We start from the raw sequence: 25,422 nt of genomic DNA, 5'->3' as shown, positions 1-25,422 counted from the left end.
ATTTCATCTTTTTTCGTCGCCTTCCCCATTCTCTTATATCCACAAGTGTTGATGGTGCAGTATTTTTCACAAAAAATATAGGAATCCTCGTGGCGTTTGATCCGCTCTATTCACTTCATGGTCCTGTGCTGTACCCCGATGGCAAACGGGAACCTTTCCTTTGAGACAAGCAGGTAACCAAATGCACAGATAAAAGGTGATGCCAACACCATCAGCCTTCCTTCTTTAATCCATGCATAAGCATTTGGATGGTGCGCTCCATTTCCTGCTCATCATCCCATTGGAGGTTCGGTAGCAGGATGAAGCGAGTGAGCAAAAAGCCGACGATCGTTGTAATCGTCATCCGAATAATCGTATTCGTCGGCAAATCAGCAAGCTCTCCCTTCTGCTGAAAATGATCAATAACTCGCTTAAATTTCCCATAGATATTTTCCATAAATACCGTTTGAATTTGCTCTTTAATATCTGAATGAAATGCAGTTTCCTGCCAAAAAATCCGAATCATCGGCAAATATTTTTTCACGAATTCATAACGGTTGTTCATCAGCGCTCTAATAAAGTCTTCATAGCTTGAATATTGGCTTTCAAATACTTCTTTAACAAATTCTTTCGCTAAAAACGGGGCCGCAATTTTCATAATGGTTGGCGTCACAATCGCCATCAGCAGTTCTTTTTTCGTTTTATAATGGCGGAAAATCGTTCCTTCCGCAACGCCCGCTCGCTTGGCGATTTCGCTTGTTGACGTTGCAGCATACCCTTTTTCTGCAAACATTTCAATCGCCGCTTCTAAAATTTTTGCTTGCTTATCACTTAGCTTTACTTCCTCATCATTTATTTTCAAGAGCTCCTGCAGCCATTGCTCATCATTCATGTTCATTTGCTCCTTACAATTTTCGATATTTCTTTAACGCTATTACATTTAATATCATAAATAACAAAGAAAATCCAAGCAAAGCATATACGTCTATGGCAATCTCGTTCCAACCATTGCCGCGAATCATAATCTCCCTTAATGCGTCCGCTCCGTATGTCAATGGCATGATCACACTGAATGAGCGGAGCCACTGTGCCATTGTTTCCAAATTAAACAATCCAGAGAAGAAAATTTGCGGCACAACGATAAGCGGAATAAATTGAATCATTTGCAGCTCATTGTTCGCAAACGCTGATAATAATGTCCCAAGCGTTAGCGCCGTCATCGATAGCAAAAAAGTAATCAGCAGCACATACAAAAACGACCCTTCCATCATCATATCAAGCACATGAATCGCAAACCACGAAATCAAGCTGGCTTGAAAGGTGGTGAAAATGCCAAAACCGATCACATAACCAATCACAATCTCCCATCGTTTTAACGGTGTTGCCAACAGACGCTCTAATGTTCCTCTCGTCCGTTCTCGTAAAAAAGAAACGCCAGCGATTAAAAAGACAAAAAAGAAAATAAAAAAGCCAATCAGCACAGGGCCAACGTTATCAAATAACGCCATCTCTTCCGATCCGTGCAAATAGATGGTGTCAAGCTTCATCGTTTTTGTCTGCGGAGTTAGCTGTTGAAGCGTTTTTTGCACAGACATCAGAACGGCTTTGTTAGCCGTCGGATCGCTTCCCTCCAATGTCATTTGCGGCATTCCTTCTTTCATTTCAATAAAAGCGTCAATTTGTTGCTTGTTTAACTGAGCTTTCGCTGTCTGTTTGCCCATCCACTTGATATGGGCATCATTTTTTTGCAGCTTTTCAGCAAGCGCCACAGGGACGGCTTGATCCACTGCAATCGTTGGTTTATATTCTTCACCATTAAAGACTAAATTCATTAAAAATAGGACAAACATCGGCGCTAAAATCATGAGTCCAAGCGTCCGCTTATCACGAAAAAATTGACGGATAATCCGAATCACAATCGCGCGTACTCTCATTGATGCGCACCTCCAAAATATAAAAATGCCTGTTCAATCGTCTCAGAATGGGTCTTTTCTTTTAATTCATTCGGACTTCCTACAGCAATCAAGCGTCCGTCACGAATCATCGCCAGCCTTTGACATTTCTCCGCTTCATCCATGACGTGAGTCGTTACCACAATCGTTGTTCCTTGCTGGCGAATGCGCTCAAGTTCTGCCCAAATCGATTGGCGAAGCACAGGATCGATTCCTACTGTCGGCTCATCTAAAATTAACACTTCTGGTTCGTGCAACAAAGAAGCAGCCAAAGACAACCGTCGTTTCATTCCTCCTGAATAATGGTGCACCGTTTTTTTCAAATGCTCTGTTAAATGGACAAGCTCCGCCACTTCTTCAATGCGCTCCTTTTGCCTTTTTCCCCTCAATCCATAAATAGCAGAAAAAAATTGCAGGTTTTCAAGCGCTGTCAATTCTTCGTATAATGCATCTGATTGCGCCATAAATCCGATGCGCTTCATCGCTTGTAAATGAGGCATTTTGACATCAAACACATGAATCGTGCCTTCCGTTGCTTGATCAATTCCCGCGATTAATTTCACTAAAGTCGTTTTCCCCGCTCCTGATGGACCTAGCATTCCAAAAATTTCTCCCCTCTCCACAGCAAGGGCAATGTCATCAAGAACTTTCTTTTTTCCAAATACTCTCGACACATGCTCAACACAAATGCACGGTTTCGCTACCATCTTTATTCCTCCATCTCACCAAAAATGAGTGATTACTCACTTCATTATAACTTGCTCTCGAATGAAAATGAAGTGAGTACTCACTCATCAAATAAAAAATTTTTAGAGACTTTATTCTCAACCGTTCAACCTCATGGCCGAAAACAGCCACTTTCTCCGCTACAATAACGATTCAAGTCCCTCTATCCGCAACAGATTTCTTTAAGAACTTTGCCACCAATGTTGAGCGTCTCTTCTCCGACCATCGTTCCGCCTAAACGTTCGTGGCTTTGCGAATGTTCCTTATCTTTCTCTCCTTTTCTTCATATCCTATTCCCTTTGCATTTCTACATGAGCTCGACAAAAAAAGGAAGAAATCCTACAACAGTTGCTTCCTATCCTCTTATAGAAAAAAGCTGACCAAAAAAGTATGGTCAGCCTTCAAACGAAAACAACCGATCATTTGGGCATATATAAACCGCTTCCTTTTAGGACATCCTCCCATTTTTCACAGCTGTTTGTCGTCCACGCTGTTCAACCACTGCTCAATTTCTTCCATAACCGACTGAACGCAACCATCTTCAAATGGCGATATTAAATGAGCGACTTGTACAAGTTTGGTAAATGACTTGCTTCCTCCCTCACGGCAAAGCGTTAAATAATCGCGCCACGCTTCCTGATAATTTTCTCTTGAACGCTTCCAAAACTGAAACGCACACATTTGCGCAAGGGTATAGTCAATATAATAAAAAGCCGTTGTATAAATATGGCTTTGCCGTTGCCAAAAACCGCCGCGCTCCAAATAATCATGGCCATCGTAATCCCTTGTTGGCATGTATTTTCGTTCGATTTCCCGCCATTTTCTCTTCCGTTCCGCTGGTGTTGCCTCCGGATTTTCATAAACGAAGTGCTGGAATTCATCAACCGCCACCCCGTATGGCAGAAACAGCACAGCCGAGCTTAAATGATGAAATTGATATTTTTTCGTATCTTCTTTAAAGAACAGCTCCATCCATGGCCATGTGAAAAACTCCATGCTCATGGAATGGATTTCACACGCCTCTAACGTCGGCCAATTATACTCTGGAATTTCGTAATGGCGGCTTTCATACACTTGAAAAGCGTGGCCCGCTTCATGGGTGAGAACATCAATATCGCCGGACGTACCAGTAAAATTCGAAAAAATAAATGGCGCTTGATATTCTTCTATATATGTGCAGTAACCACCGCTTGCTTTCCCTTTTTTGGCCAAAAGATCCATCAATTCATTTTTAATCATAAACCGGAAAAACTCGCCTGTTTCTGGTGACAGCTCTTCATACATTTTTCGGCCGTTTTCGATAATCCACTTTGCATCCCCTTTTGGAGTCGGATTGCCCGTCGGGAATGAAAATGCTTCATCGTAATATTTCAACTTCTCGACGCCAATTCTTTTCCTCTGGCGTTCATACAGCTTTTCTGCGAACGGCACAATATAAGCTTTCACCTGCCCACGGAATCGCGCAACCATTTCAGCATCATAATCGGTCCGTCCCAACCTTGCATATCCAAGTTCAATAAAGTTGTTAAACCCTAGTTTTTTTGCAATGCTTGTCCGCACGTTGACAAGCTGATCGTAAATATCGTCAAATTGTTCCTCATGCGTTTCAAAAAAGGCAAATCGCGCTTCATTTGCCCGCTTCCGCATTTGCCGATCAGGCGACTCCACAAACGGCTGCAGCTGTGCCAACGTGTATTCTTGTCCTTCAAATAAAATTTTTGCGGAGGCTACCAATTTCGTATACTCGCTTGCTAGCTTATTTTCTAACTGTAAATCCGCGACAATCTCAGGAGAAAACGTTTTAAGCTCTGTTTCCGCAAGTGCAAATAACTGTTTTCCCCAGCGTTTTTCGAGCTCCGAACGAAATCGGGAGGCGACGAGCGCCTCATAATATTCGTTGACAAGGCCTTTGACAATCGGATCCACCTCATCGAAAAAATCTTGCTCCTGCTTATAAAAATCATCATTTGTATCAACCGTATGGCGAATATAGCAAATTTGCGCCATCGTGCTAAATTCGTTGCGCAGTTTATTGATTTGCTTCATCGCTTCATCCTGCTCTTCCGCATGCAGGGCCTGCTGAAACGCCTGCAATGCCGCTTGAAATTCTGTCTTTAGTTTTTCCATGTCAGGGCGTTTATATAGAAACTCGGAAAACTTCAAATCCATCCCTTCCTTTTCCTCAAAAATTTCTAACCTTAGTTATATTCCACTTGTTTGCTAAAAATTCCTGTTCATGCTTCAGATAAAAGCATATTGACGAATATTGTCGAATCGTGTATGATTATCAAGGTAATTGAATATTTTTTCTTCTCGTCAACTTAGATGAGATAGAGGTTGCAATGGATAAAAGTAGTTTGAATGAGGGACAGAGGAACCGATGACTTCAAACGAAAGGATTCATTGCCGAAGTTTGCAGCGTACTCTGGCGCCGCAAGCTGGGCCTGCATTCGAATAGAGTCAGGACTGCCATCGCTTAATGGAAGCGATGGAGCGCTATCTACATTAAGTTCGATGCGGATGTCACATGCACCCGTTGAAAACTTAAGGGTGTATTTTTTTTTTGATAAATGCGCAAATCAGAAAGGAGTAGGGGTTATCTTGCAGCAAAATAAACTAGGTCTCTGGGTATTAACGGCGCTTGTCGTTGGGAATATGGTTGGATCAGGAATTTTTATGCTTCCTCGTTCACTTTCAGAAGCCGCGAGCCCTTTAGGGGTCATTTTAGCTTGGCTATTAACAGGTGGCGGAGTGCTAATGACCGCTCTTGTCTTTGGCAATTTAGCGATTCGCAAGCCTGAGTTAAATGGCGGGCCGCAAATTTACGCGAAGGAATTGTTTCCAAAGAGATCAAACGCCTCGGTTTTATCGGGATTTATGTCTTCCTGGGGCTATTGGATTGGAAATTTTGCTGGAAACGTAGCTATTATTACGACATTTACGAGTTATTTATCCACATTCTTTCCGATTTTAACAAGCAAACAAACCGTATTTATGGTAGGCGCTACACCGATCAAACTCGGCAACCTCCTTACATTTATGGTTTGTACCGCTCTATTATGGGGAATGCACTTTATTATTTTGCGCGGCATCGAGGGAGCTGGAAAACTAAATTTCATAGCCACTTCGGCAAAGGTGCTCGGCTTCTTTTTATTTATTGCCATTAGCTTATTTGCATTTGATAAAAACAACATCGGCTCTGTTGTCGCTCCGCGTTACGATGAAGCAGGCCATGCCGTTAGCCTGTTCGGACAAGTGAACAGCGCGGCTATTGCGACATTATGGGCATTTGTCGGAGTGGAATCTGCGATTGTGTTCGCTTCACGTGCACGCAAGCAAACAGATGTCAAACGGGCAACCATTCTTGGTTTGCTGATTGCTCTCATCATTTACATTGGCATAAGTGTGCTTGTAATGGGCTTGCTGCCGCAAAAACAGTTGATTCATTCAGAGAAGCCTTTAGTGGATGCGATTCAAACCATTTTAGGGCCAAGCGGCGCATACATCTTAGCTGGACTTGGCCTTATCAGCCTTCTTGGCTCGACGCTCGGCTGGGTGCTGCTAAGCGCGGAGGTTCCGTATCAAGCCGCGAAGCAAGGTTTGTTTATCCCTTCTTTCTTAAAAGAAAACAAAAAAGGAATGCCGAAATTCGCTTTAATTTTATCAAATGGATTAGCGCAAATTTTCATTTTCTCAACGATCTCTCATTCGATGTCAGCTGCCTTTGATTTTGTCATTTATATTGCGACACTCGCTTATCTTGTTCCTTACTTTATCGCTTCTGTCTTTCAGCTCAAACTCACATGGACAGGAGAGACATATAAAACCAATACAAAGCAGCGAATCACGGATGGAGTCATTGCAGCACTGGCCACTATTTATTCCATCTGGGTCATTATCGCGGGAACATCTGACATCAAAACCTTCATGCTTGGCATTGTGTTGCTCGCAAGCGGCATCATTTTTTATCCGCTTGTGAAAAAAGCAGCAGAAAAAGAAGAAAACGCGAAAAAAAGACTGTCAGCTTGATCCAAAAGAGAGGGGGTTCTCCCTCTCTTTCTTTTATCTATAGTCTCTCCTCTCTCTTTATCAAAAAAGAACGCGCGCCCGCCACCCATTATAAAAAAGCGCCAGCGAACCTTTGATCCGCTGGCGCTTTCACCATCTGTACTTATTGCTGTTTCGCACCGTATCCCATTTTTTTCAATAACTCAATAACCTGTTCTTTCTCTTCAATCGTTAATCCGGAAAGTGTTTCATGGATCGTTTGTTCATGCTCCGGAAATACCTTTTCAATAAAAGCTTTTCCCTTATCCGTAATCGAAGCATAAGTTACACGGCGGTCCTTTTCACATGCTTTGCGCATAATCAGCCCTTTTTGCTCTAATTTATCGACAACATATGTGATGCTGCCGCTTGCCAGTAAAATTTTCCCGCCAATTTGCTGCAATGGCTGATCCCCCTTATGATATAGCAATTCCAACACAGCGAACTCCGTAGGGTTCACGCCGAACGACTGAATGGATTTATTTACTTGATCATTAACAGCACGGTACGCTCTTGACAGCACAATAAATAGCTTTAATGATTGCAAAATTTCCTCTCTATCCGCCACTTGTCATCAAATCCTTTATCGGTCGAATTCGAAGCCATTGTAGCGAAAAATCCTCTCTTTGTCAATGAAACGCCCCGATCTACACCGTCCATTTCGCACGTTCTTCTGCCATTCGTTTCAGTGCTAGAAAGCTGCTCGACGAATAGATTCGATTACATCCATCAAAAAGCGCAAGAATCGCTTAAGATTCCTGCGCTTGTTGGTTATTGAACAGCTTCTTCTTTTTCCTCATAAGGATGGGCAACCCAGCCAGATGGATCAATAAACAAACGAACAGCTACCACTTGGCGGTCTTCCATTAATGTGAAGAAATGCGGATTTCCTTCTGGCACGGAAATGACATCGCCAGCTTCCAGCTGCACTTCAAAATATCCTGTTTGTTCGTCGCCTTTAATAATGAAAATGCCGTGACCCGCGACGATGGCGCGCACTTCATCCTCCGTATGAATATGCACTTGTTCAAATTTCTTCAATAACTCCTCTAAATTCGGAGTCGCATCTGATAAAGCGACAACATCCCACGCTTTATAGCCTCTTCTTGTTGCTAAATCCTCAATATCATCTTTAAAAACCCCTAAAATTTCCTCTTTTTCTTCGTCACTCAAAACAAACTTTTCTTTTAAGTGATTTGGCAGCTTGCTAATCTCCCAATGTTCATACAGAACGCCTTGCTTTTCTAGAAAGCTCCCTACATTCTCATGACCTTTGATCCATTCACCTGTGTTTCTAATTTTAATAACTGCCATTTTTCATCCCTCCATTATCATTTTAAAATCTATGAAGTGAATACTTTGTGACCTTTTAGCATAAGCAGCTTAACATGATAGCTAAACAAAAACTCGCACGCTTCTAAAAACTTTTTCGCTTCAAAGGAGCTTTTTCCCCATACGGTAATACCGTGGTTGCGAATCAGCACCGCTCCGCTATCTGCCGAGACGTGCTGCGAAAACTCAGAGGCAAGCGTCGGAATGTGCGCATGATTCCGAATAATCGGAATGCGGAAAACCGCATCTTCCTCCCAAAGACCAAACGCTTTAATCATTTCTTGGCCGGTAAAAATGACTTCCCCATCATCCCCGTACAGTTCAGAGACGACATTATTATCAATCGTATGAACATGAAGCACGCAGCCAGCGTTCGTTTTATTATAAATTTCCACATGCAGCAAGGTTTCAGCCGATGGCTTTAAATGGGTCGACTCAGCCGGATTGCCCAAAGCGTCGACAAGAAGAAAATCATCATTTGTTTGTTTTCGTTTATCTTTTCCGCTGGCCGTAACGAAAAAGGTTAGCGGCTGATCAGCCACCTTGATCGATAGATTCCCGCTTGTTCCCAAAAACCAATCGCGGGAAGCCAGTTCTGCTTTGACATCAGCAAGCTCTTCCCATTTCTTCAATAAATCGCTCATGCGCTCACCTCCATCCTTTTCAAAGATTCAATGACATCAAAGAACGTCGTAAACGGCGTATGGGTCAGGTCCAGCTCCGCACATTTTTGCAACAGAAAATCACGGGCAATCACGTGATCGGCAAGCTGGGCGACCGCTAAATCTGTCACGGAATCACCAATGACGATCTTCGTTGCCTCTGGTGTTGCTAGCTTTCTTAACAACGACGGCTTGCAGCAGCCGCAGCCATTACGGCAATGGTCATCACACGCATACGGCCATGTAATGCGAATCGTTTCCCCGCTAAAGTCCGAACCATTGCAAAAAATCGCGTCTTTTTCAATAAGTCCCTCTAAAAGCGGATAAACGAAAAAATCGATTCCGCCGCTAACGACATAGAGCGGAATGCCTCGCTCCTTTGTAAAGGAGACAAATTCACGAAAACCATCGCGAATTTGGGCAGTGCCTAAAATAAAACTCGTAATCTCTTCTTTTAGCCGGGAAGGAAGAAGCGAAAACATCGCTCCGACGCCAGCTTGAACAGAGCAGCGCTGCGCGAGCACATCCTCTTTGATGCTTTCCCATTGCGGCGGAGCAAATTGCTTCATAATCGCTATAATGTTGTCATTATTTGTAATCGTGCCATCGAAATCGCAAAAAATTATCGGTTTCGTCATACTTTCACCTCTTAAGTGCCCCATAAAGCAATGGCTTTTTGCAATGAATGGTTTTCTTTTGCCGCCTCACTTAAAGGCTTTCCAGCTAATACTGCCGCGATTGCGGCGCTAAATGCCTTTCCTCCTCCTGCCGCTCCCTCTGGATGTCCATGCACCCCGCCTCCTGCATTAATGACGCTGTCGATGCCAAAATCGCGGATAAGGAGCGGAACCAGTCCTGGATGAATGCCGGCAGACGGAACAGGAAACGTTTGTACAAATACATCTTCCTTCGTTAATTCATGGGCAATGCCACTTGCGTCTTCCTTGGCCAGAGCAACGTTTCCATATGGAGACGGGAACAAGGAAAAATCCGCCCCTGCCATGCGAACGAGCTTGCCAAGCAACAAAGGATGGCTTACACCGTAAAATTCCGACGGAGTCAACGCCCCGCTAAACGCCGGATGCGCCATAATCGGAATGGAAATCTCCTCATCCTCCCGCAATCCTTGCAATACGTCCAGTCCATACGCGAACACGTTGAACAGCAGCAAATCAGCGCCAAGCTCCACCGCTCGCTTCGCTTTCTCTTTTAACTCAAACGTTTTTCCCGAAAGATTCACCGCATAAAGCGTTCTATGCCCTGTCTCTTCATATACGTGCTGCAAGACTTTTTTTCCTGCCGCAATTCGCTTTTCGAATGGCGCCTGTTCATTTTCAAATAAAATTTCATCATCCTTGACAAGATCTACGCCTCCAAGCGCCTGCTGTCTCAGTTGCTCGGATAAATAGGACAAATCGCGCCCGATCACACCTTTAAAAATGCTCATTAACAGCGGGCGGTCATAAACATCCAGCTTTGCGCGAATTCCCTTAATGCCAAAGCGAGGACCAGGAAATGCTTTCTTTAGATCATCAGAAAACTCTAAATCTATCAGCTTAATCGTGCCATCTAATGACAATTTCCCAAACACCGTCGTCAAAACAGCGGGCAAATCGACGCTGAAGTTGGCGCTTGGGTAAGCGATCTTGACCATTCCCCGCTTCAAGCGTTTTCCGAAATATTGATTGGCACGTTCGCTTTCTTCAAGCGGTTGCACATGCACAACCGTTCCTTTATGTTTACGCAGTTGTTCTTTTTCCAAAAACGGCAATTCGGTCCATGAACCGATCGTTAAGCCAAGCGCGATTTTCTCCGCCTTTTTCTCCAAATCAGCCTCATCATAAAGCAGATACGTGGCGATGACTTGGCTCATTCTCATCCCTCCAATTCCAATAAAAAAACCTCTTCCATAAGAAGAGGCTTTGGTTTCAACTCTTCTTATCTCTCAGCGTAATGCTGCAAGAATTAGCACCGTGCTTAACGTTGGTTAAGTCGGTTGCCGGGCTTCATTGGGCTCGTCCCTCCACCTGCTCTTGATAAGAATGACAGCTTCTATTCATTTTTTTGAAATTTTCATTTTGCAAATTTAATTCGAATTATGACAGGGATCATGCAGATTGTCAATTATTTTTTTACCGCTTGCTGAAAAAGATTGAGCTTAGCGATGCGCCGTGCCGCTTCTGTCAAGCGTTCTTCGCTTGTCAACAGCCCGACGCGCACATATCCTTCCCCGTGCTCGCCAAATCCAATCCCAGGCGCCACCACAACATGCGCTTGCTCAAGCAATAAATCAGCAAAGCGCTCCGAAGTCCAGCCCTTTGGTACCGGCAGCCAAGCAAAAAAGGAGCCGGCTGGAGCACTTACGTTCCAACCAATTTCCTGTAAAGCTCCAATGAACGCATTGCGCCGTGATTCATACAACGCTACCAACTCCGTCACGCATTGCTGTGACTCAAGCAGCGCAACCGCTGCCGCTTCCTGAATCGCACCAAACAAGCTGACATATAAATGGTCTTGCAAAAGATTGATCGCAGCAATCACACTTTCATTGCCAATCGCAAAACCTACGCGCCAGCCAGCCATATTATACGTTTTGGAAAATGTATAAATTTCAATACCGACATCCTTGGCTCCTTCCGCCTGCAAAAAGCTGATCGGTTTTTGCCCGTCAAATCCAATCGCACCATAAGCAAAGTCATGGACAACGCAAATTCCATGCTTTTGTGCAAACGAAACGGTCTCTTGAAAAAACGAGTCTGTCGCTACAGCTCCCGTCGGGTTATTTGGATAATTTAAAAACATCAGCTTGGCTTTCTCAACCACCTTTTCATCCAATTGACGATAATCAGGCAAAAAGCCGTTTTCGCTATAAAGCGGCATCATTTCCATTTTTGCACGCGCTAATGCCACTCCCGACCAATAATCAGGGTATCCGGGATCCGGCACAAGCACAACATCGCCCGGATTTAATAAGCACTGCGGAATTTCCACAAGCCCTGCCTTTCCACCGAATAAGACAGCTACCTCTCTCTCAGGATCAACCGTAACGCCATATTCGCGCTGATAGAAAGCAGCCACCGCCTCTTTTAAAAACGAATAGCCACGAAACGGAGAATACTTATGGTATTTTGGATTAGCCGCCGCTTTTTGCAGCGCTTCTACGATATGCGGAGGCGTCGGTTGATCAGGATTTCCTTGACCAAGATTAATTACATCATGTCCTTGAGCCACCACTTTTCCTACTTTGTCGACAAGCGAAGCAAAAAACTGCTTCGGAAGACTTTGCAACAACTCGGATTGGACAAATGATTTCAATTGCTTCACCTACTCAAAAAATTCTTGAAATTCTAGTCAAACATCATATATCGTAAAAATTAAATTGTAAAGACATTTTTTTGGGGTGAATGATTATGACATTAAAAATTGCTTGTCTTCAGCTCGATATTGCTTTCGGAAATCCTGCGGAAAATAAACGCCGCGTTCAACAAGAGATCGAAAAAGTTTGTCAAAGCTCTGTTGACGTCATCGTCCTTCCTGAACTATGGACAACCGGATACGATCTCGCACGCCTTGACGACATTGCTGATGAGAATGGCGCTGATACCAAATCGTTTATTAGCAAGCTCGCACGCCTGCACAACGTCTGTATTGTTGCTGGCTCCATTGCCAAAAAAACCGCTGCCGGCATCACCAATACCATGTACATTGTCAATCGAGACGGCGACATTGTAGGAGAATACAGCAAACTCCATCTCTTTCAGCTCATGGATGAGCATTTGTATTTACAATCCGGTGAATCGAGCGGCTTATTTACCTTGGAGCAAACGTTGTGCGCGGGAGTCATTTGCTATGACATTCGCTTCCCTGAATGGATTCGCGCCCATACAATCCAAGGCGCAGAGTTATTGTTTGTGGTCGCCGAATGGCCACAGCCCCGCCTTGAACATTGGCGAACCCTTTTGCAAGCGCGCGCGATTGAAAATCAATGCTATGTAATCGCCTGCAATCGTGCTGGAAAAGATCCGAACAATCAATTTGCCGGCCATTCACTTGTCATTGATCCATGGGGAGTCATCCTCGCCGAAGCCGATGAAAATCCATGCTCTCTTATGGCCGAAATCCAGCTGTCAAAAGTGAAAGAAGTTCGCAAGCAAATTCCTATTTTCCAAGACCGCCGACCTGAGCACTATATTTCGGCCGAAAAAAATTTTCAAAAAAACAGTTGACAAAACTGGCAAATCGAATGTATGATTCGAATCAAGCGAATTGAAAAAAGTTTTGCATTGTTAAAAACATTCGAATAAAACCGAACAAACTCTTATCAAGAGCAGGTGGAGGGACGAGCCCGATGAAGCCCGGCAACCGACTTAACCAACGTTAAGCACGGTGCTAATTCTTGCAGCAACACGCTGAGAGATAAGAGGGGAGAAGCCGACTTCAAACCTCTTTCGAAAAGCGAAAGAGGTTTTTTCATTGTTTCATTGATTGAGTGAATGATAAGGAGGGTACAAATGATGACACATTCTAAACAATCCGTCTACGAGCCTTTAACGGAATCAGGAGCGGTTGCACTCGCTGCTCGATTAGGCTTATTTCCGGAAGGAACACCATTCATTTGCCAAGAAATTGGCGATGGTAACTTAAATCTTGTGTTCCATGTATTTGATCCCCAAACAAAGAAAGGAGTCATTATTAAACAAGCGCTACCATATGCAAAAGTCGTCGGTGAAAGCTGGCCGCTTACGCTTAAGCGGGCTGTCATTGAAAGCCATGCGTTGCGCACGTTTGCCGACTACGTTCCGCAATACGTGCCAAAGGTATACTATTCGGATGAGTCGTTGGCGATTACCGTGATGGAGGATTTATCGCATCTGCAAATTGCTCGAAAAGGATTCATTGCTGGAAAAACATATCCGCTTCTTTCCCAGCACATTGGAGAGTTTATCGCTAAAACGTTATTTTACACATCGGACTTTGGCATGAACCAGCAGCAGAAAAAACAGCTGCAACAAAATTTCATCAATCCAGAGTTATGTAAAATTACCGAAGATCTCGTCTTTACTGATCCGTTTTTCGACCATGAAACGAATAATTTTGAAGAGGAGTTGCGCCGTGACGTAGAGGCTCTTTGGAATGACGATGCGCTTCATCTTGAAGTAGCAAAACTCAAGCGGAAATTTTTAACGGAAGCCGATGCGCTCATTCATGGGGATTTACATACTGGAAGCATTTTTGCAAGCGACACAGAAACAAAAGTCATTGATCCTGAGTTTGCGTTTTACGGCCCATTCGGGTTTGATATCGGCCAATTTTTTGCCAATTTACTCCTAAATGCGTTGTCCCGTTCAGAACATGAGCCACTATTGGCTCACATCGAAAAAACATGGAATGTATTTACGCACACGTTTGCTGCCCTTTGGGAACAGCATAATGTAGAACCGTATGCAAAAACTGAAGGATTGTTGCAAGACGTGTTGCAGCAAACGCTCATCGATGCGGTCGGTTTTGCTGGTTGTGAAATCATCCGGCGCACGATCGGCTTAGCCCATGTCGCCGATCTTGACGGAATCGAAGATCAACCTACGCGCATCCATGCCAAGCAGCTTGCCCTTCAGCTCGGGCGACAACTGATTTTACATCGCCAGACGATCCATGAAGTGCAACAAATACGCTCTTTGTTCTTTCAAACATTTGCTGCCACTCATTAAACGAAAGGAAGAAGAATATGGATTCATTGCTCTCCATTCCGCGTTCTGTTGAATGGAATCACACACATTTGACCATTTTAAATCAGCAAAAGCTTCCGAATGAGACTGAATATTTAGAATTAAAAGATATTCAATCTGTGTGGGATGCAATTGCCACATTGAAGGTTCGCGGTGCTCCAGCGATTGGCATCACAGCTGCATACGGTCTTGCTTTAGCGGCACACAGCTATCAAACGAATTCTCCCGAAGATTTTCGCAACCTTCTGAAAAAGGATCGTGATTATTTGGCAAGTGCCAGACCGACAGCCGTCAATTTATTTTGGGCGCTCGACCGCTTGATGGCCAGCATTGCGAACGTTTCGTCTGTCGCCGATGCCAAAAAAGCATTGGTTCATGAGGCAATCCGTATTCAAAGCGAGGATGAGAACACATGCCGCTCCATCGGTGAACATGCCCTTTCTCTTTTTCAAGAGGGAGATCGCATTTTAACCATCTGCAACGCTGGATCAATCGCTACTGCTCGATATGGTACCGCGCTTGCTCCCTTTTATTTGGCAAAAGAACGCGGAATTCGTCTGCATGTCTATGCTTGCGAAACAAGACCCATTTTGCAAGGCGCGCGGCTGACGACATGGGAGCTCATGCAAGCAGGCGTTGATGTAACGCTGATCACTGATAATATGGCAGCACAAACTATAAAGACAAAAGACATCACAGCTGTCATCGTCGGTGCTGACCGCATTGCCGCAAACGGAGATACCGCCAATAAAATCGGTACATTTGGCTTGGCATTGCTCGCTAAAGCATTCAACATTCCTTTTTATGTAGCGGCTCCCCTGTCCACTATTGATTTATCGACTAAGACAGGGGCAGATATTCCGATTGAAGAGCGTCCGTCTGAAGAAATAACCGAGCTGGCAGGAACACGAATCGCTCCTCTTGGAGTAAAAGTATACAATCCTGCTTTTGATGTGACGCCTCACGAGCTGATTACAGCCATTATTACTGAAAAAGGAATCATAAGCGGCCATTATGAAAGCGTGCTGACAGCTTTGTTTAAGGAGGAAATCAAGCGATGAAAAAACGACACACATTTTTGTTGGCAATCCTATTGTTATTCGGCATCATGCTCGGAGGCTGCACCAATGAACAAGATGCTGTAAGCTCTAAACCAGCGGCTAAACAAGAAAACACGGAACAGAAGGCGACGAACAATACAGCCAATGAATCCGCTTCCGCTGAGCAGGCCGCTATTCCAAATCAATTAAAAAAACCCATTAAAATTGCGGCCATTATGCAATTTTCGATCGGTACCTTCTCCTCTCAATATATTGCTGGCGTAAAAGATCAAGTGCAGAAATTTGGCGGAGAAGTACAAGTTTACAATGCTGATAACGATTTAACGAAAATGGCTTCATATGTAGAAACCGCGATCACGCAAAATGTCGATGCCATCCTTTTGGACCACGGACGAGCCGACGCATTAAAAGGGCCGGTTGAAAAAGCGGTGGCCAAAGGCATTCCTGTCGTCGCTTTTGACAACGACTTAAATATTCCCGGCGTAACCGTCATTGACCAAGATGACTATAGCCTTGCTTGGAAAACATTAAAAACATTAGCAGAAGATTTAAATGGCGAAGGAAAAATTGTTACCATCTGGGTCGGTGGTTTTACACCAATGGAACGGCGTTATGTCATTTATGACGCATTTAAAAAACGGTATCCAAGCATTAAAGAAATTGCTAAATTCGGCAATGCCAGCTCTAATACAGCATTAGACACACAAACGCAAATGGAAGCGATTTTGAAAAAATATCCGAACAAAGGCGATATCGATGCTGTATTCGCTACATGGGACGAATTTGCGAAAGGAGCCACACGAGCCATTCAACAGGCGGGCCGTACCGAAATCAAAGTATACGGCATTGATTTAAGCGATGAAGATTTGCAAATGATTCAGCAGCCAGACAGCCCATGGGTAGCAACAACCGCGACTGACCCTGCCGAAGTCGGCCGAGTCCAAGTACGGTTTGCTTATCAAAAAATTGCAGGTGAGAAAACGCCAAGTATTTATTCTCTCGAGCCACATCTGGTGAAAAAGACAGACTTGCCTAATCAGCAAGTAACAATGGGAGATCTGCATCAATACATTACTGGCTGGGGTCAATCCAACGTCGCTCTCTCTCCATGGATGAAAACATTAGAAGAACAGGGGAAAACAAAATGAGCGGGCTTTTCATGAACAATATTTATAAATCGTTCGATCGCGTGACCGTATTAAATGGCGTGAATTTCCATGTAAAGAAAGGGGAAGTTCACGCCCTTTTAGGAATGAATGGAGCCGGAAAAAGTACATTAATGAAAATTTTAGCTGGAGATCTTCAACCCAATGAGGGAACTATCACGATCGACGGCACAGACGTCAACTTTCCAAATCCGGCGGCCGCCAAGAAGGCCGGCATTGGCTTAGTGGTTCAAGAAGTCGACACAGCGCTATTCCCCTTTTTAACAGTCTATGAAAATATTGTGGCTGATGATTTGGTCCATGCCGCCCGCCATCCATTCCTTTCATGGAAAAAGCAAAAGCAGCGGGCAGCCCAAGTACTGCAGCAAATCGGGCTATCGCTTCCGCTTGATAAACGGATTCACGAGTGTACGCTGCATGAAAAACAGCTTATTGTACTAGCGAAAGTGCTTTTCTCTTCTGCCCGTTACATTATTCTGGATGAACCGACAGCCGCCTTAAGCGAGGTAGAAACAAAACGCCTTTTTTCGATTATGAAACAATTAAAAAATCAAGGCGTTTCCTTTATCTATATTTCTCATAAGCTCAAAGAGGTGAAGGAAATTTGCGATCAGGTAACCATCCTGCGCGATGGTTCCGTCGTCCATCAAGGTGATGCTGCCCAGCTGTCAATCGAAGAGATGATTTATCATATGGTTGGACGGACTCAGCAACGAAAAGAAAGAGAGCGACGCACATACGGCGAGGACATCCTTTTTGAAGTCAAGCAATTGCAAATTCCGAAAACAAACACGATGATTGATCTGCAAATTCGCAAAGGGGAAATTGTCGGAATTGCCGGATTGGTGGGGGCAGGAAAAACAGAGCTAGCCGAAAGCCTATTTGCCCATACGAAAACAACCGGGGAATGGTTGATTCATGGAAAGCGTCATACGTTTTCTTCACCAAAAGAAGCGATTGCTGCCGGCATGTGCTTTATTCCTGAAGAACGGCGAAAGCAAGGACTCTTTATGAGCGAAACGACTCGCACCAATTTAACTGTCCGTTTACTATCATCACTAGCAAAATGGCAATGGATTTCTAGAAAACAGGAGAAAGAAAGGGCTCAGCAGCTCATCGATACACTCCATATCCAGCCTTCCTCCCAGCAAGCCATCGTCAAGCAACTAAGCGGCGGCAATCAGCAAAAAATTGTCATTGGCAAATGGCTACAAACAGGCGGCGAGGTTTTTATTTTTGATGAACCAACAAAAGGCATTGATGTGAGCGCAAAAGCAGAGGTATTTGCGATTATTCGCTCCCTGGCCGAGCAAGGGAAAGCCGTTCTATATTTAACAAATGAATTTCAAGAGCTGCTCGATATCGCTGATACAATCTATGTCATGGTTGATGGACAGCTTGTACAGCGTTTTACAGCAGAGGAAGCAACATATGAACAACTGATCTATTACAGCAGCGGAGGTGGCGAAGAAAATGGCACAAGTACAAACAACAACGCTTTCAACCGTAAAGCGATCTCCTCTTAATTTTCTATATAAACACGGAACATTGCTTGCCATTCTAGTTGTCATTGCTTATTTCAGCATTACGCTTGATCGTTTTTTGACGTATGAAAATTTTAGTGATATTTTGCGGTCCATTTCGATTGTAACACTCGTAGCCATTGGCATTACATTTTCTCTTATTGTCGACGGCTTTGATTTATCCGTCGGTTCAACGGTCAGTCTCGCCACAATCGCGAGTGCAGCTTCTCTCGTTTTATATCGACAAGAAATTTTGGTCACTCTTCTCGTTCCGCTTTTATTAGGAATAGCAGTGGGCCTATTAAATTCGTTGCTCATTGTCAAACTAAAGCTCCCTGATCTTCTGGCAACACTGGCAACCATGTATGCCATCAATGGGGTGCATCTCACTTATACAAAAGGGTTTTCCATCTACAATGACATGCCCCTTCCAGACGGAGGAACGGCGCCGGGAAAGTTTATTCCATCCTTTTTATTTATCGGCCAAGGAGAAGTAGGCGGCATTCCATTCTCTGTATTACTCATGTTATTCATTGTTGCCGCTTCCCATTTCTTTCTGACCTATACAAAGCCTGGCCGTTTATTCTACATGACAGGGGAAAATCGGGAAGCTGCCCGACTTTCGGGAATTCCAGTCAATCGCTATCGAACATATGCATATGTCATTAGCGGATTTTTCGCAGCACTTGGCGGTATCGTCCTTGCCTCGCGAATCGGAACCGGACAAGTTTCTGCCGGAGCCTCCTTTTTAATGGACGGAGTGGCCGCTGCCTATATCGGCTTTTCCGTATTCGGCGCAGGGAAACCAAACGTTATCGGCACTTTATTCGGATCCATTTTAATTGGTGTACTTTTAAACGGTTTAACCATGATGAATGTCCCATACTATGCCCAAGATATTATTAAGGGAGCGATTTTAGTAGGGGCGTTAGCGCTCTCACATCTCCAAAAGAAATAGGAATGTTTCCCCATCGGCTTATATGAAATTTTGTGATATGATAAAATTACTAGCGCATTTGTCTTATGAACGGGGGAACAAGCGGATGACGACAGCAACAACTCTTACTCATTTATTAAACAGTGCCATTCATTCGATCAAAACGGTAATTCCAGCGGGGATTGAGATTGAAAAACCGGCTTTATACCATGCTAGTTCAATCCGCTCATCTTTATCCGTGCTGATTGGAATGACTGGACAAATTCATGGGCAGTTAGTCATCGCAGGAACGAATGATCTTTTTGCGCAAATCAGTCAACTTATGTATGGAATGATGCTAGAGGGAGAAATGCTCGAATCATTTACATGCGAGTTAGGAAACATGATCGCTGGTCAATTGGCGACACATGCATCGAGCCAGCAAATGATGATGGACATCACTCCTCCCACTTTGCTTGTAGGAGAAGCGAATGTAAAAGGGTTTCAAAAAGCGATTGTTGTTCCTGTCAATATTGTAGAAAAAGGAACATTAAATATGATTGTCACTCTCCATCATGAATAAAAAAAACTAGAAGCGATTTTTGCTTCTAGTTTTTTTATTCTCTAGCATAGCTTTGCTCTAAGTTTAACAGCTTTTCTTTTATATCTGTTCGACTTCCCGCATAGCCGGTTAATGAGCGATTCTTGCCAATGACGCGGTGACACGGAACCACAATGGCAAGCTCATTAGAACGGTTCGCCTGGCCGACCGCCCTTACCGCTTTCGGATTTCCAATTTTCTCAGCAATCTCGCTATAGCTTACCGTTTCGCCATATGGAATCTCGCAAAGCGCTTGCCATACCTTTTCTTGAAACGGTGTACCCTTCCATTTCAATGGAAGCTGAAATCTTTTCCGCTTTCCTCGGAAATATTCATCCATTTGTTCAAGTGCCGTTTGCAGCAACTCAGAATCACTTTTCACCATTTCATAGTTGCTGCTCAATTCTTCCCAGTCGTCAGCAAATAGCTCGATTTTCACAATGGCTTCCCCGTCTGAAACAATATACAAATCTCCTAGCTCTTTGGAGCTATAAACATTGTATTCTAGCTTCATGATCTCCCTCTTTTTCTGTTCTTTCAATCGGCAACGTAATATGGAAAGTCGTGCCTGTCCCCACTTCGCTTTCCACATCAATTTTTCCTTGATGCTCCTCAATAATTTTATAGCTAACCATCAGCCCGAGTCCAGTTCCACGTTCTTTAGTCGTATAAAACGGTTCACCCAGCTTTTTTATTTTGTCCTGAGGAATACCGCAGCCTTGATCCTTGACGGAAACGCGAATCGATTGGCGATCCACTCTTTGAATGCCCACCTGTATTTCTCCGCCTTTTGGCATCACTTCAATGGCATTTTTTAAGATATTGATAAATACTTGCTTAAGCTGATTCGGCTCGCAGTAAATATACGGCAAATCTTCGGCAAAGTCAGGGATAATTTGCACATTATGCATCATCGCCTGAGCGCTAATTAAATCAATTGTATCTTTCATAATTTTGCAAACATCATTTTGCTGGTATTGAATGGCTTGCGGTTTTGCGAGCACAAGAAACTCGGTAATAATGGACTCAATTCTCTTTAACTCAGACATAATCACATCAAAGTACATGGAGTAATCTTCGCTAATGCTGCCTTGCAACAACTGAATAAATCCTTTTAATGCTGTCATCGGATTACGAATCTCATGAGCAATTCCTGCTGCCAGCTCACCCACCACATTAAGCGTATCTGATTTACGAAGCTGCCACTCCAGTTCTTTTCTCTCAGTCACATCCCGCAGCATCATCATACCAACATTAGGAATAATTTCCCTTTTTAATGAAATTTCAACTGTTCGTTGCTCTCCCTTATTTGTTAACAGCGTCATTTCCGCATAAGCTTTGCCAAATTGCTCGCACTGCTTAATCAATTTATAAAACACCTTCTGCTCTTTTTCCGGGACCCAGTGGACAAACGGCTCATGAATTAATTGCTGCTTTGTTGCTTGAAAAATTTCGCAAGCGATTGGGTTCGCATCCAAAATACGATACCCCTCTCCCCAAAGCAGAATGCCATTCATCGAGTGATCAAAAATGCTGCGAAATTTTTGTTCGCTCTCCTGCAGTTCTTTTTCCATTTTGCGTCTTTCGGTGACGTTGCGGAAAATAGCCAAATGGAAGCCGTCAATAACTCCCTGCTTCATCGTAAACTCAAGCTGCTTATCCTCTCCATTCGGCATATGAAAGGTTAGTTCATCACGAATTTCGCCCGTTTTTCGGAAAAGCTCAAACACATGGTGTGCCTTTTCGTCGCGATAGTCAATAAAATCAAGCAAATTTCTTCTTGTGAGCAAATTGAGCGGCAGCTCGAACGTTCGGCTTGCAGCAGGATTGGCATTGACAATGTGTCCATAGTCATTCCAAATTAAAATCGCCTCATGCGCTTGTTCAAACATCGCACGGAATCGCTCTTCGCTTTTTTGGAGCTTAATCTCCATATTTTTCTTTTCCGTGACATCGCGCATAATCGCCATATAAAATCCGCTATATACATTTGATGTCATGGTTAATTCAAACATTTTGACCGTTCCGTCAAACCGGATAAACGACAGTTCTCCCTTCGCCGTTCCTTTTTCTTTTAGTTCAACTAAAAGCTGAACAAAATCGTCTTTGCATTCTGGTGCAACGAATTGCTGGAAGGACAAATTCAGCAGCTTGGCTTTTTCTAAATTTAAGCTCATGCAAAAAGCGGGGTTTACATCAATAAACCGCCCGAATTCATCGAAAATGATAATGCTGTCTACTGCGCGATTAAATACATCCTTAAATAAAAACTCGTTGATGATTCGTTCTCGTTCCAGCGCTTTTCGCGCCGAAATATCACGCATAATGGCTAAATCAAAGTGGTTGAATGCATCTTTTTTCATCGAAAATTCAATGTGCTTGATCTTCCCGTTCGCTAGCTTAATCAGCAATTCATCGCTAAAGGAGCCAAACTTATGTAACATGGATTGCTGAAATGCTAAAATGTCTGGGGGAACCAAATCAAGAAACAAGGTAAACGATTTCCCCACCAGTTCTCCCTTGTCCATTTCAAACAGCTGACACGCTGCCTCATTCACCTCTACAAACTCACCGTTTTTATTAAAAATCACGATCGCATCTAGTGATCTTTCAAAAATAATGGAATATCCGCATAGCTGTTCTCTCAGGCGTCTATTTTCTTCTTCTAACGACCTGACGTTAATCATTAAATCTTCTTCTTCCCGATGAGAAAGGCTGTTATTCACCATTAGCACCTCTCCTTCTCCCATAACGGCATAATATTCAATTATATTCGCTATAAAAAAGGGTACTCCTTCCATTGTTTTCGAAAAAATTCCTATTAATATTCAATAAAAGGGATATTTTGTTTTTAACTGTCAAGTTGCGCTGATATTTGCTTTTTTCTTTTATCACCAATATATGCTGCTTTTGTTTTTTTCATTTATCTTTTGACAAAACTGTGGTATATTAGAGTGTTGTTTTGAGACTTAAACGCTGATCTATTGAAATTCTTATTGATTAATGAACAGTCGCGATAGGCTAAGCTGTAAGCATTGCTTAGAATGTTGTGAATAAAGGAGTTTTTGCCTATGAATATCATCTGTGCGACATTAAATGCTAAGTATATCCATACAAATTTAGCGATTCGCTACTTAAAAGCATATGCTGAACCAGAGTTTACCATCCAGCTTGCGGAATATACCATTAAAGATCCGGCGATGAATATTGTGACAGATCTTTATCGAAAAAAACCGGATATTATCGGTTTTAGCTGTTATATTTGGAATATTGAAGAAACCATTAAAGTCGTGAAAATGCTGAAAAAAATTGATCCTACCATTACGATTGTCGTCGGCGGACCTGAAGTATCGTATGATGTCCGCGAGTGGCTCGAAACCGTTCCCGAATTTGATTTTATCGTCATCGGGGAAGGGGAAGAAACGTTTAAACAATTTCTGGCGCAAATGAATGGAGAGCGCAATTTTAATCAGGTACACGGACTCGCCTTTCGTCAAGAAGGACGAATCGTCATCAATCCTCAACGAAACAAAATCCGTTTAGCGGAAATGCCTTCTCCTTTCCGTTTTCCGGAGGACATTCCGCATTTATCCAAGCGCATTACTTATATTGAGACAAGCAGAGGCTGTCCATTCAGCTGTCAGTTTTGTTTATCGTCCATTGAAGTAGGTGTTCGCTATTTTGACAAGGAAAAAGTGAAAGAAGATATTCGCTATTTAATGAAGCATGGGGCGCGCACGATTAAATTTGTCGATCGGACCTTTAATATAAGCCGCAGCTATGCGATGGACATGTTTCAATTTCTTATTGAGGAGCATGTTCCCGGAACCGTGTTTCAATTTGAAATTACAGCTGACATTATGCGCCCAGAAGTCATTGAGTTTTTAAATCAACATGCGCCGCCGGGTCTTTTTCGATTTGAAATCGGCGTTCAGTCAACCAATGACGAAGTAAATAAGCTCGTGATGAGAAAACAAAATTTCGCCAAGCTCACTCGCACAGTAACGATGGTAAAAGAGGGAGGAAAAATTGCCCAGCATCTCGATTTAATCGCTGGATTGCCTGAGGAAGATTACACCTCCTTCCGAAATACATTTAATGATGTGTTTGCGCTTCGTCCAGAAGAGCTGCAGTTAGGATTTTTAAAAATGCTGCGCGGCACCGGATTGCGCCTGCGCGCTGCTGAATACGGATATGTATTTATGGATCACGCACCATATGAAGTATTAAAAAATCATGTTTTGTCATTTGCTGAAATCATCCGCATCAAGCAAGTAGAAGATGTATTAGAAAAATATTGGAATGCCCATCGGATGGATGAAACAATCGAATACTTAGTCACCCATACGTTTTCTACACCTTTTGATTTCTTTCAAGAGTTTGGGACCTATTGGGATGAACAAGGCTGGGGACGCATCGGCCATCAGCTCGAAGATTTATTCCGTCGTCTTCATCAATTTTTGCAGGAAAAAGCCTGTGAAGATCTTTCGGTGGTTGAAGCATTGATGAAGTATGATTATTTGCGCAACCAGAAGCATAAGCCGCGGAAGCCTTGGTGGGAGGAAAAAACAGACAAAGAACGGCGCGCTGCTCTTTATCGCCCTCTTCTTGAACAGCCGTCCATTTTAGGAGAAGCTTTTATGTCTCTCCATTTAGACGAAAAAGATTTATTTAAGCATACGATTATGGAATTGGTTTCAATCGATATTGGACATTACTTGGAAACAAAAGAAATCCATTACACTCCGACCGTGATGATTGCTTATTTTGACCCAATTCAGCTGCAAACGAGGATTTTCTCCGCTCCATTGTCATTATTTTCATCGACATTAAAAAAGTAGGGAACTTTCCCTACTTTTTCTTTTTCGACTTCTTCATTTCTGCCATTAGCGCCAGTATTTGCTGTGCATTGAAATCTCCTGTTTCAAAGGCAAACTCCTCTTGATTGCGATTGTCCATACGGCTATGTTCTTGGTTTTTCTTGTTCATTCGCCTTGCATTCCTTTTTTCGAATTGCGGTTAGCCCCGCGAATCATCGGTTCATCGCTTGCGTATTGCGCAATACCTTCCGATTCGGGCAAGCTTTCCGTTGGGGTTTTGTTATTGTTTTTGGCTGCATTTTCCTTGACTTTTCGTTTCATCCTTAGGCCTCCATTATTTTTTCTTATGCTTGTATGCAATAAGGACAATCTCTTCTCCTGTTTCCTCCCGCAGCGATTTTTCAAGCTGCTGTAATTTCTTCAATGAATCGTCCCGCAAATGGGCTACTGGAAAGGCAGTATTGTTCATGACACATCCCCTTTTTTTCTTTACTTTTCGTAAAAGCTGTTTGTTTTATTCATAATATTTTGCGACGGGTTCAAACTATAATAGAGGTGAAAAATATGGACAAAGACAGCAAATTAGAATCACCCATTTTAGATGAAACGCTTCCTCATCAAATTCATGCCCCTTCTTTTAAAGGAACAGGCATTCAAATGAAACCGCCATTTGTGAATCAATATGGAGTCATTATCGGCGACAGCAAATACAATTCCCCTCATTCTCCATTGAATCAATGGAGCGATGAAGTGGATCCAAGCGTCATGTCCGGAGAGGAATGGGTGCATCCAACCAATGATATCGGTTGGAATACACCGGAAAACCGCGAGCTACTGGAAGCAAAAAAGCGGCCGCAATCCGTTCCGTTCATGCATCCAAGCATTGACACAAGCTATGGACAAGATTGACC

At 43.3% G+C, this 25,422-nt stretch carries 25 protein-coding genes and 3 riboswitches; of the genes, 10 read left to right on the top strand and 15 right to left on the bottom strand.

Annotated elements, in window-relative coordinates; genetic code table 11:
- Positions 1-211: 211 nt before the first annotated feature.
- From B6A27_RS17890 to B6A27_RS17875, 4 genes are all read right to left on the bottom strand, one after another.
- Positions 212-871, bottom strand: a complete 660-nt coding sequence (locus B6A27_RS17890) for a TetR/AcrR family transcriptional regulator (protein ID WP_080862846.1) — start codon at positions 869-871, stop codon at positions 212-214.
- A 13-nt stretch (positions 872-884) separates the two neighbouring features.
- Positions 885-1,913 carry an ABC transporter permease gene (locus tag B6A27_RS17885; RefSeq protein ID WP_080862845.1) on the bottom strand — a complete coding sequence of 343 codons (1,029 nt, stop codon included), beginning with the start codon at positions 1,911-1,913 and terminating at the stop codon, positions 885-887.
- On the bottom strand, positions 1,910-2,638 hold the full coding sequence (locus tag B6A27_RS17880; protein WP_080862844.1) for an ABC transporter ATP-binding protein: 729 nt from the start codon (positions 2,636-2,638) through the stop codon (positions 1,910-1,912). Before B6A27_RS17880 ends, B6A27_RS17885 begins: the two co-directional genes overlap by 4 nt.
- A gap of 487 nt (positions 2,639-3,125) precedes the next feature.
- Positions 3,126-4,820 (bottom strand): M3 family oligoendopeptidase, encoded by a 1,695-nt coding sequence (locus B6A27_RS17875; protein WP_080862861.1) that lies wholly within the window; start codon positions 4,818-4,820, stop codon positions 3,126-3,128.
- Between the two features lie 160 nt (positions 4,821-4,980).
- Positions 4,981-5,164, top strand: a riboswitch (Lysine riboswitch).
- 94 nt (positions 5,165-5,258) lie between these two features.
- Between B6A27_RS17875 and B6A27_RS17870 the strand changes: the two genes are divergently transcribed.
- Positions 5,259-6,686 (top strand): amino acid permease, encoded by a 1,428-nt coding sequence (locus B6A27_RS17870; RefSeq protein WP_080862860.1) that lies wholly within the window; start codon positions 5,259-5,261, stop codon positions 6,684-6,686.
- A 142-nt stretch (positions 6,687-6,828) separates the two neighbouring features.
- Here the strand turns inward: B6A27_RS17870 and B6A27_RS17865 are convergent, their stop codons facing one another.
- The 6 genes from B6A27_RS17865 to B6A27_RS17840 form a co-directional block, all read right to left on the bottom strand.
- On the bottom strand, positions 6,829-7,272 hold the full coding sequence (locus B6A27_RS17865; RefSeq protein ID WP_066146946.1) for a MarR family winged helix-turn-helix transcriptional regulator: 444 nt from the start codon (positions 7,270-7,272) through the stop codon (positions 6,829-6,831).
- Positions 7,273-7,475: 203 nt separating this feature from the next.
- Complete coding sequence (locus tag B6A27_RS17860; RefSeq protein ID WP_080862843.1) at positions 7,476-8,018, bottom strand: 1,2-dihydroxy-3-keto-5-methylthiopentene dioxygenase; 543 nt, start codon at positions 8,016-8,018, stop codon at positions 7,476-7,478.
- 29 nt (positions 8,019-8,047) lie between these two features.
- A complete protein-coding gene (locus B6A27_RS17855) occupies positions 8,048-8,680 on the bottom strand; it encodes a methylthioribulose 1-phosphate dehydratase (protein ID WP_080862842.1) in 633 nt (210 codons plus the stop codon).
- The gene (locus B6A27_RS17850; protein ID WP_080862841.1) at positions 8,677-9,336 is read right to left on the bottom strand and encodes a 2-hydroxy-3-keto-5-methylthiopentenyl-1-phosphate phosphatase; all 660 of its coding nucleotides are present in this window, start codon (positions 9,334-9,336) and stop codon (positions 8,677-8,679) included. Before B6A27_RS17850 ends, B6A27_RS17855 begins: the two co-directional genes overlap by 4 nt.
- An 11-nt stretch (positions 9,337-9,347) precedes the next feature.
- A complete protein-coding gene (gene mtnW / locus B6A27_RS17845) occupies positions 9,348-10,571 on the bottom strand; it encodes a 2,3-diketo-5-methylthiopentyl-1-phosphate enolase (RefSeq protein ID WP_080862840.1) in 1,224 nt (407 codons plus the stop codon).
- A 62-nt stretch (positions 10,572-10,633) separates the two neighbouring features.
- Positions 10,634-10,741, bottom strand: a riboswitch (SAM riboswitch).
- A gap of 81 nt (positions 10,742-10,822) precedes the next feature.
- Positions 10,823-12,013 (bottom strand): pyridoxal phosphate-dependent aminotransferase, encoded by a 1,191-nt coding sequence (locus B6A27_RS17840; RefSeq protein ID WP_066146936.1) that lies wholly within the window; start codon positions 12,011-12,013, stop codon positions 10,823-10,825.
- Between the two features lie 95 nt (positions 12,014-12,108).
- Here B6A27_RS17840 and B6A27_RS17835 point away from each other — a divergent pair, with 95 nt between their 5' ends.
- From B6A27_RS17835 to B6A27_RS17805, 7 genes are all read left to right on the top strand, one after another.
- A complete protein-coding gene (locus B6A27_RS17835; protein WP_080862839.1) occupies positions 12,109-12,924 on the top strand; it encodes a carbon-nitrogen family hydrolase in 816 nt (271 codons plus the stop codon).
- 89 nt (positions 12,925-13,013) lie between these two features.
- Positions 13,014-13,121: riboswitch (SAM riboswitch) on the top strand.
- Between the two features lie 91 nt (positions 13,122-13,212).
- Entirely contained in the window at positions 13,213-14,406 is a 1,194-nt protein-coding gene (gene mtnK / locus B6A27_RS17830; protein WP_066147682.1) for an S-methyl-5-thioribose kinase, read from the top strand.
- A 17-nt stretch (positions 14,407-14,423) separates the two neighbouring features.
- Positions 14,424-15,485 (top strand): S-methyl-5-thioribose-1-phosphate isomerase, encoded by a 1,062-nt coding sequence (gene mtnA / locus B6A27_RS17825; protein ID WP_080862838.1) that lies wholly within the window; start codon positions 14,424-14,426, stop codon positions 15,483-15,485.
- A complete protein-coding gene (locus tag B6A27_RS17820) occupies positions 15,482-16,633 on the top strand; it encodes a sugar ABC transporter substrate-binding protein (RefSeq protein ID WP_080862837.1) in 1,152 nt (383 codons plus the stop codon). Before mtnA ends, B6A27_RS17820 begins: the two co-directional genes overlap by 4 nt.
- Positions 16,630-18,177, top strand: coding sequence for a sugar ABC transporter ATP-binding protein (locus B6A27_RS17815; protein ID WP_080862836.1), 1,548 nt, complete (start codon positions 16,630-16,632; stop codon positions 18,175-18,177). The genes B6A27_RS17820 and B6A27_RS17815 overlap by 4 nt, the downstream gene beginning before the upstream one ends.
- Positions 18,125-19,132, top strand: a complete 1,008-nt coding sequence (locus B6A27_RS17810) for an ABC transporter permease (RefSeq protein ID WP_066146926.1) — start codon at positions 18,125-18,127, stop codon at positions 19,130-19,132. Before B6A27_RS17815 ends, B6A27_RS17810 begins: the two co-directional genes overlap by 53 nt.
- 85 nt (positions 19,133-19,217) lie before the next feature.
- Positions 19,218-19,673, top strand: coding sequence for a chemotaxis protein CheX (locus tag B6A27_RS17805; RefSeq protein ID WP_066146924.1), 456 nt, complete (start codon positions 19,218-19,220; stop codon positions 19,671-19,673).
- 34 nt (positions 19,674-19,707) lie between these two features.
- Here B6A27_RS17805 and B6A27_RS17800 read toward each other — a convergent pair whose 3' ends face one another.
- On the bottom strand, positions 19,708-20,205 hold the full coding sequence (locus tag B6A27_RS17800) for a methylated-DNA--[protein]-cysteine S-methyltransferase (protein ID WP_080862835.1): 498 nt from the start codon (positions 20,203-20,205) through the stop codon (positions 19,708-19,710).
- Positions 20,180-22,417, bottom strand: coding sequence for a PAS domain-containing sensor histidine kinase (locus tag B6A27_RS17795; protein ID WP_139788172.1), 2,238 nt, complete (start codon positions 22,415-22,417; stop codon positions 20,180-20,182). The genes B6A27_RS17800 and B6A27_RS17795 overlap by 26 nt, the downstream gene beginning before the upstream one ends.
- Positions 22,418-22,762: 345 nt before the next feature.
- On the opposite strand from B6A27_RS17795, the gene B6A27_RS17790 reads away from it, so the two are divergent.
- Positions 22,763-24,532 (top strand): B12-binding domain-containing radical SAM protein, encoded by a 1,770-nt coding sequence (locus B6A27_RS17790; RefSeq protein ID WP_080862833.1) that lies wholly within the window; start codon positions 22,763-22,765, stop codon positions 24,530-24,532.
- A 10-nt stretch (positions 24,533-24,542) separates the two neighbouring features.
- Here the strand turns inward: B6A27_RS17790 and B6A27_RS18905 are convergent, their stop codons facing one another.
- Genes B6A27_RS18905 through B6A27_RS19285 form a run of 3 tightly spaced genes read right to left on the bottom strand, consistent with a single transcriptional unit; the run spans position 24,543 to position 24,980 of the window.
- Complete coding sequence (locus tag B6A27_RS18905; protein ID WP_201722584.1) at positions 24,543-24,680, bottom strand: hypothetical protein; 138 nt, start codon at positions 24,678-24,680, stop codon at positions 24,543-24,545.
- The gene (locus B6A27_RS18900; RefSeq protein WP_197430996.1) at positions 24,677-24,832 is read right to left on the bottom strand and encodes a hypothetical protein; all 156 of its coding nucleotides are present in this window, start codon (positions 24,830-24,832) and stop codon (positions 24,677-24,679) included. The genes B6A27_RS18905 and B6A27_RS18900 overlap by 4 nt, the downstream gene beginning before the upstream one ends.
- Positions 24,833-24,845: 13 nt before the next feature.
- Positions 24,846-24,980: a hypothetical protein gene (locus B6A27_RS19285; protein WP_255357493.1), complete on the bottom strand. Its 135-nt coding sequence runs from the start codon at positions 24,978-24,980 to the stop codon at positions 24,846-24,848.
- Positions 24,981-25,075: 95 nt separating this feature from the next.
- Here B6A27_RS19285 and B6A27_RS17785 point away from each other — a divergent pair, with 95 nt between their 5' ends.
- Entirely contained in the window at positions 25,076-25,420 is a 345-nt protein-coding gene (locus B6A27_RS17785; protein ID WP_044746731.1) for a DUF3905 domain-containing protein, read from the top strand.
- The last annotated feature ends 2 nt before the right edge of the window (positions 25,421-25,422 follow it).

The organism is Anoxybacillus sp. UARK-01 (assembly GCF_002075365.1).
In the GTDB taxonomy this organism is placed as follows: Bacteria; Bacillota; Bacilli; order Bacillales; family Anoxybacillaceae; genus Anoxybacteroides; species Anoxybacteroides rupiense.
This window is presented reverse-complemented; position numbering and strand designations above follow the sequence as displayed.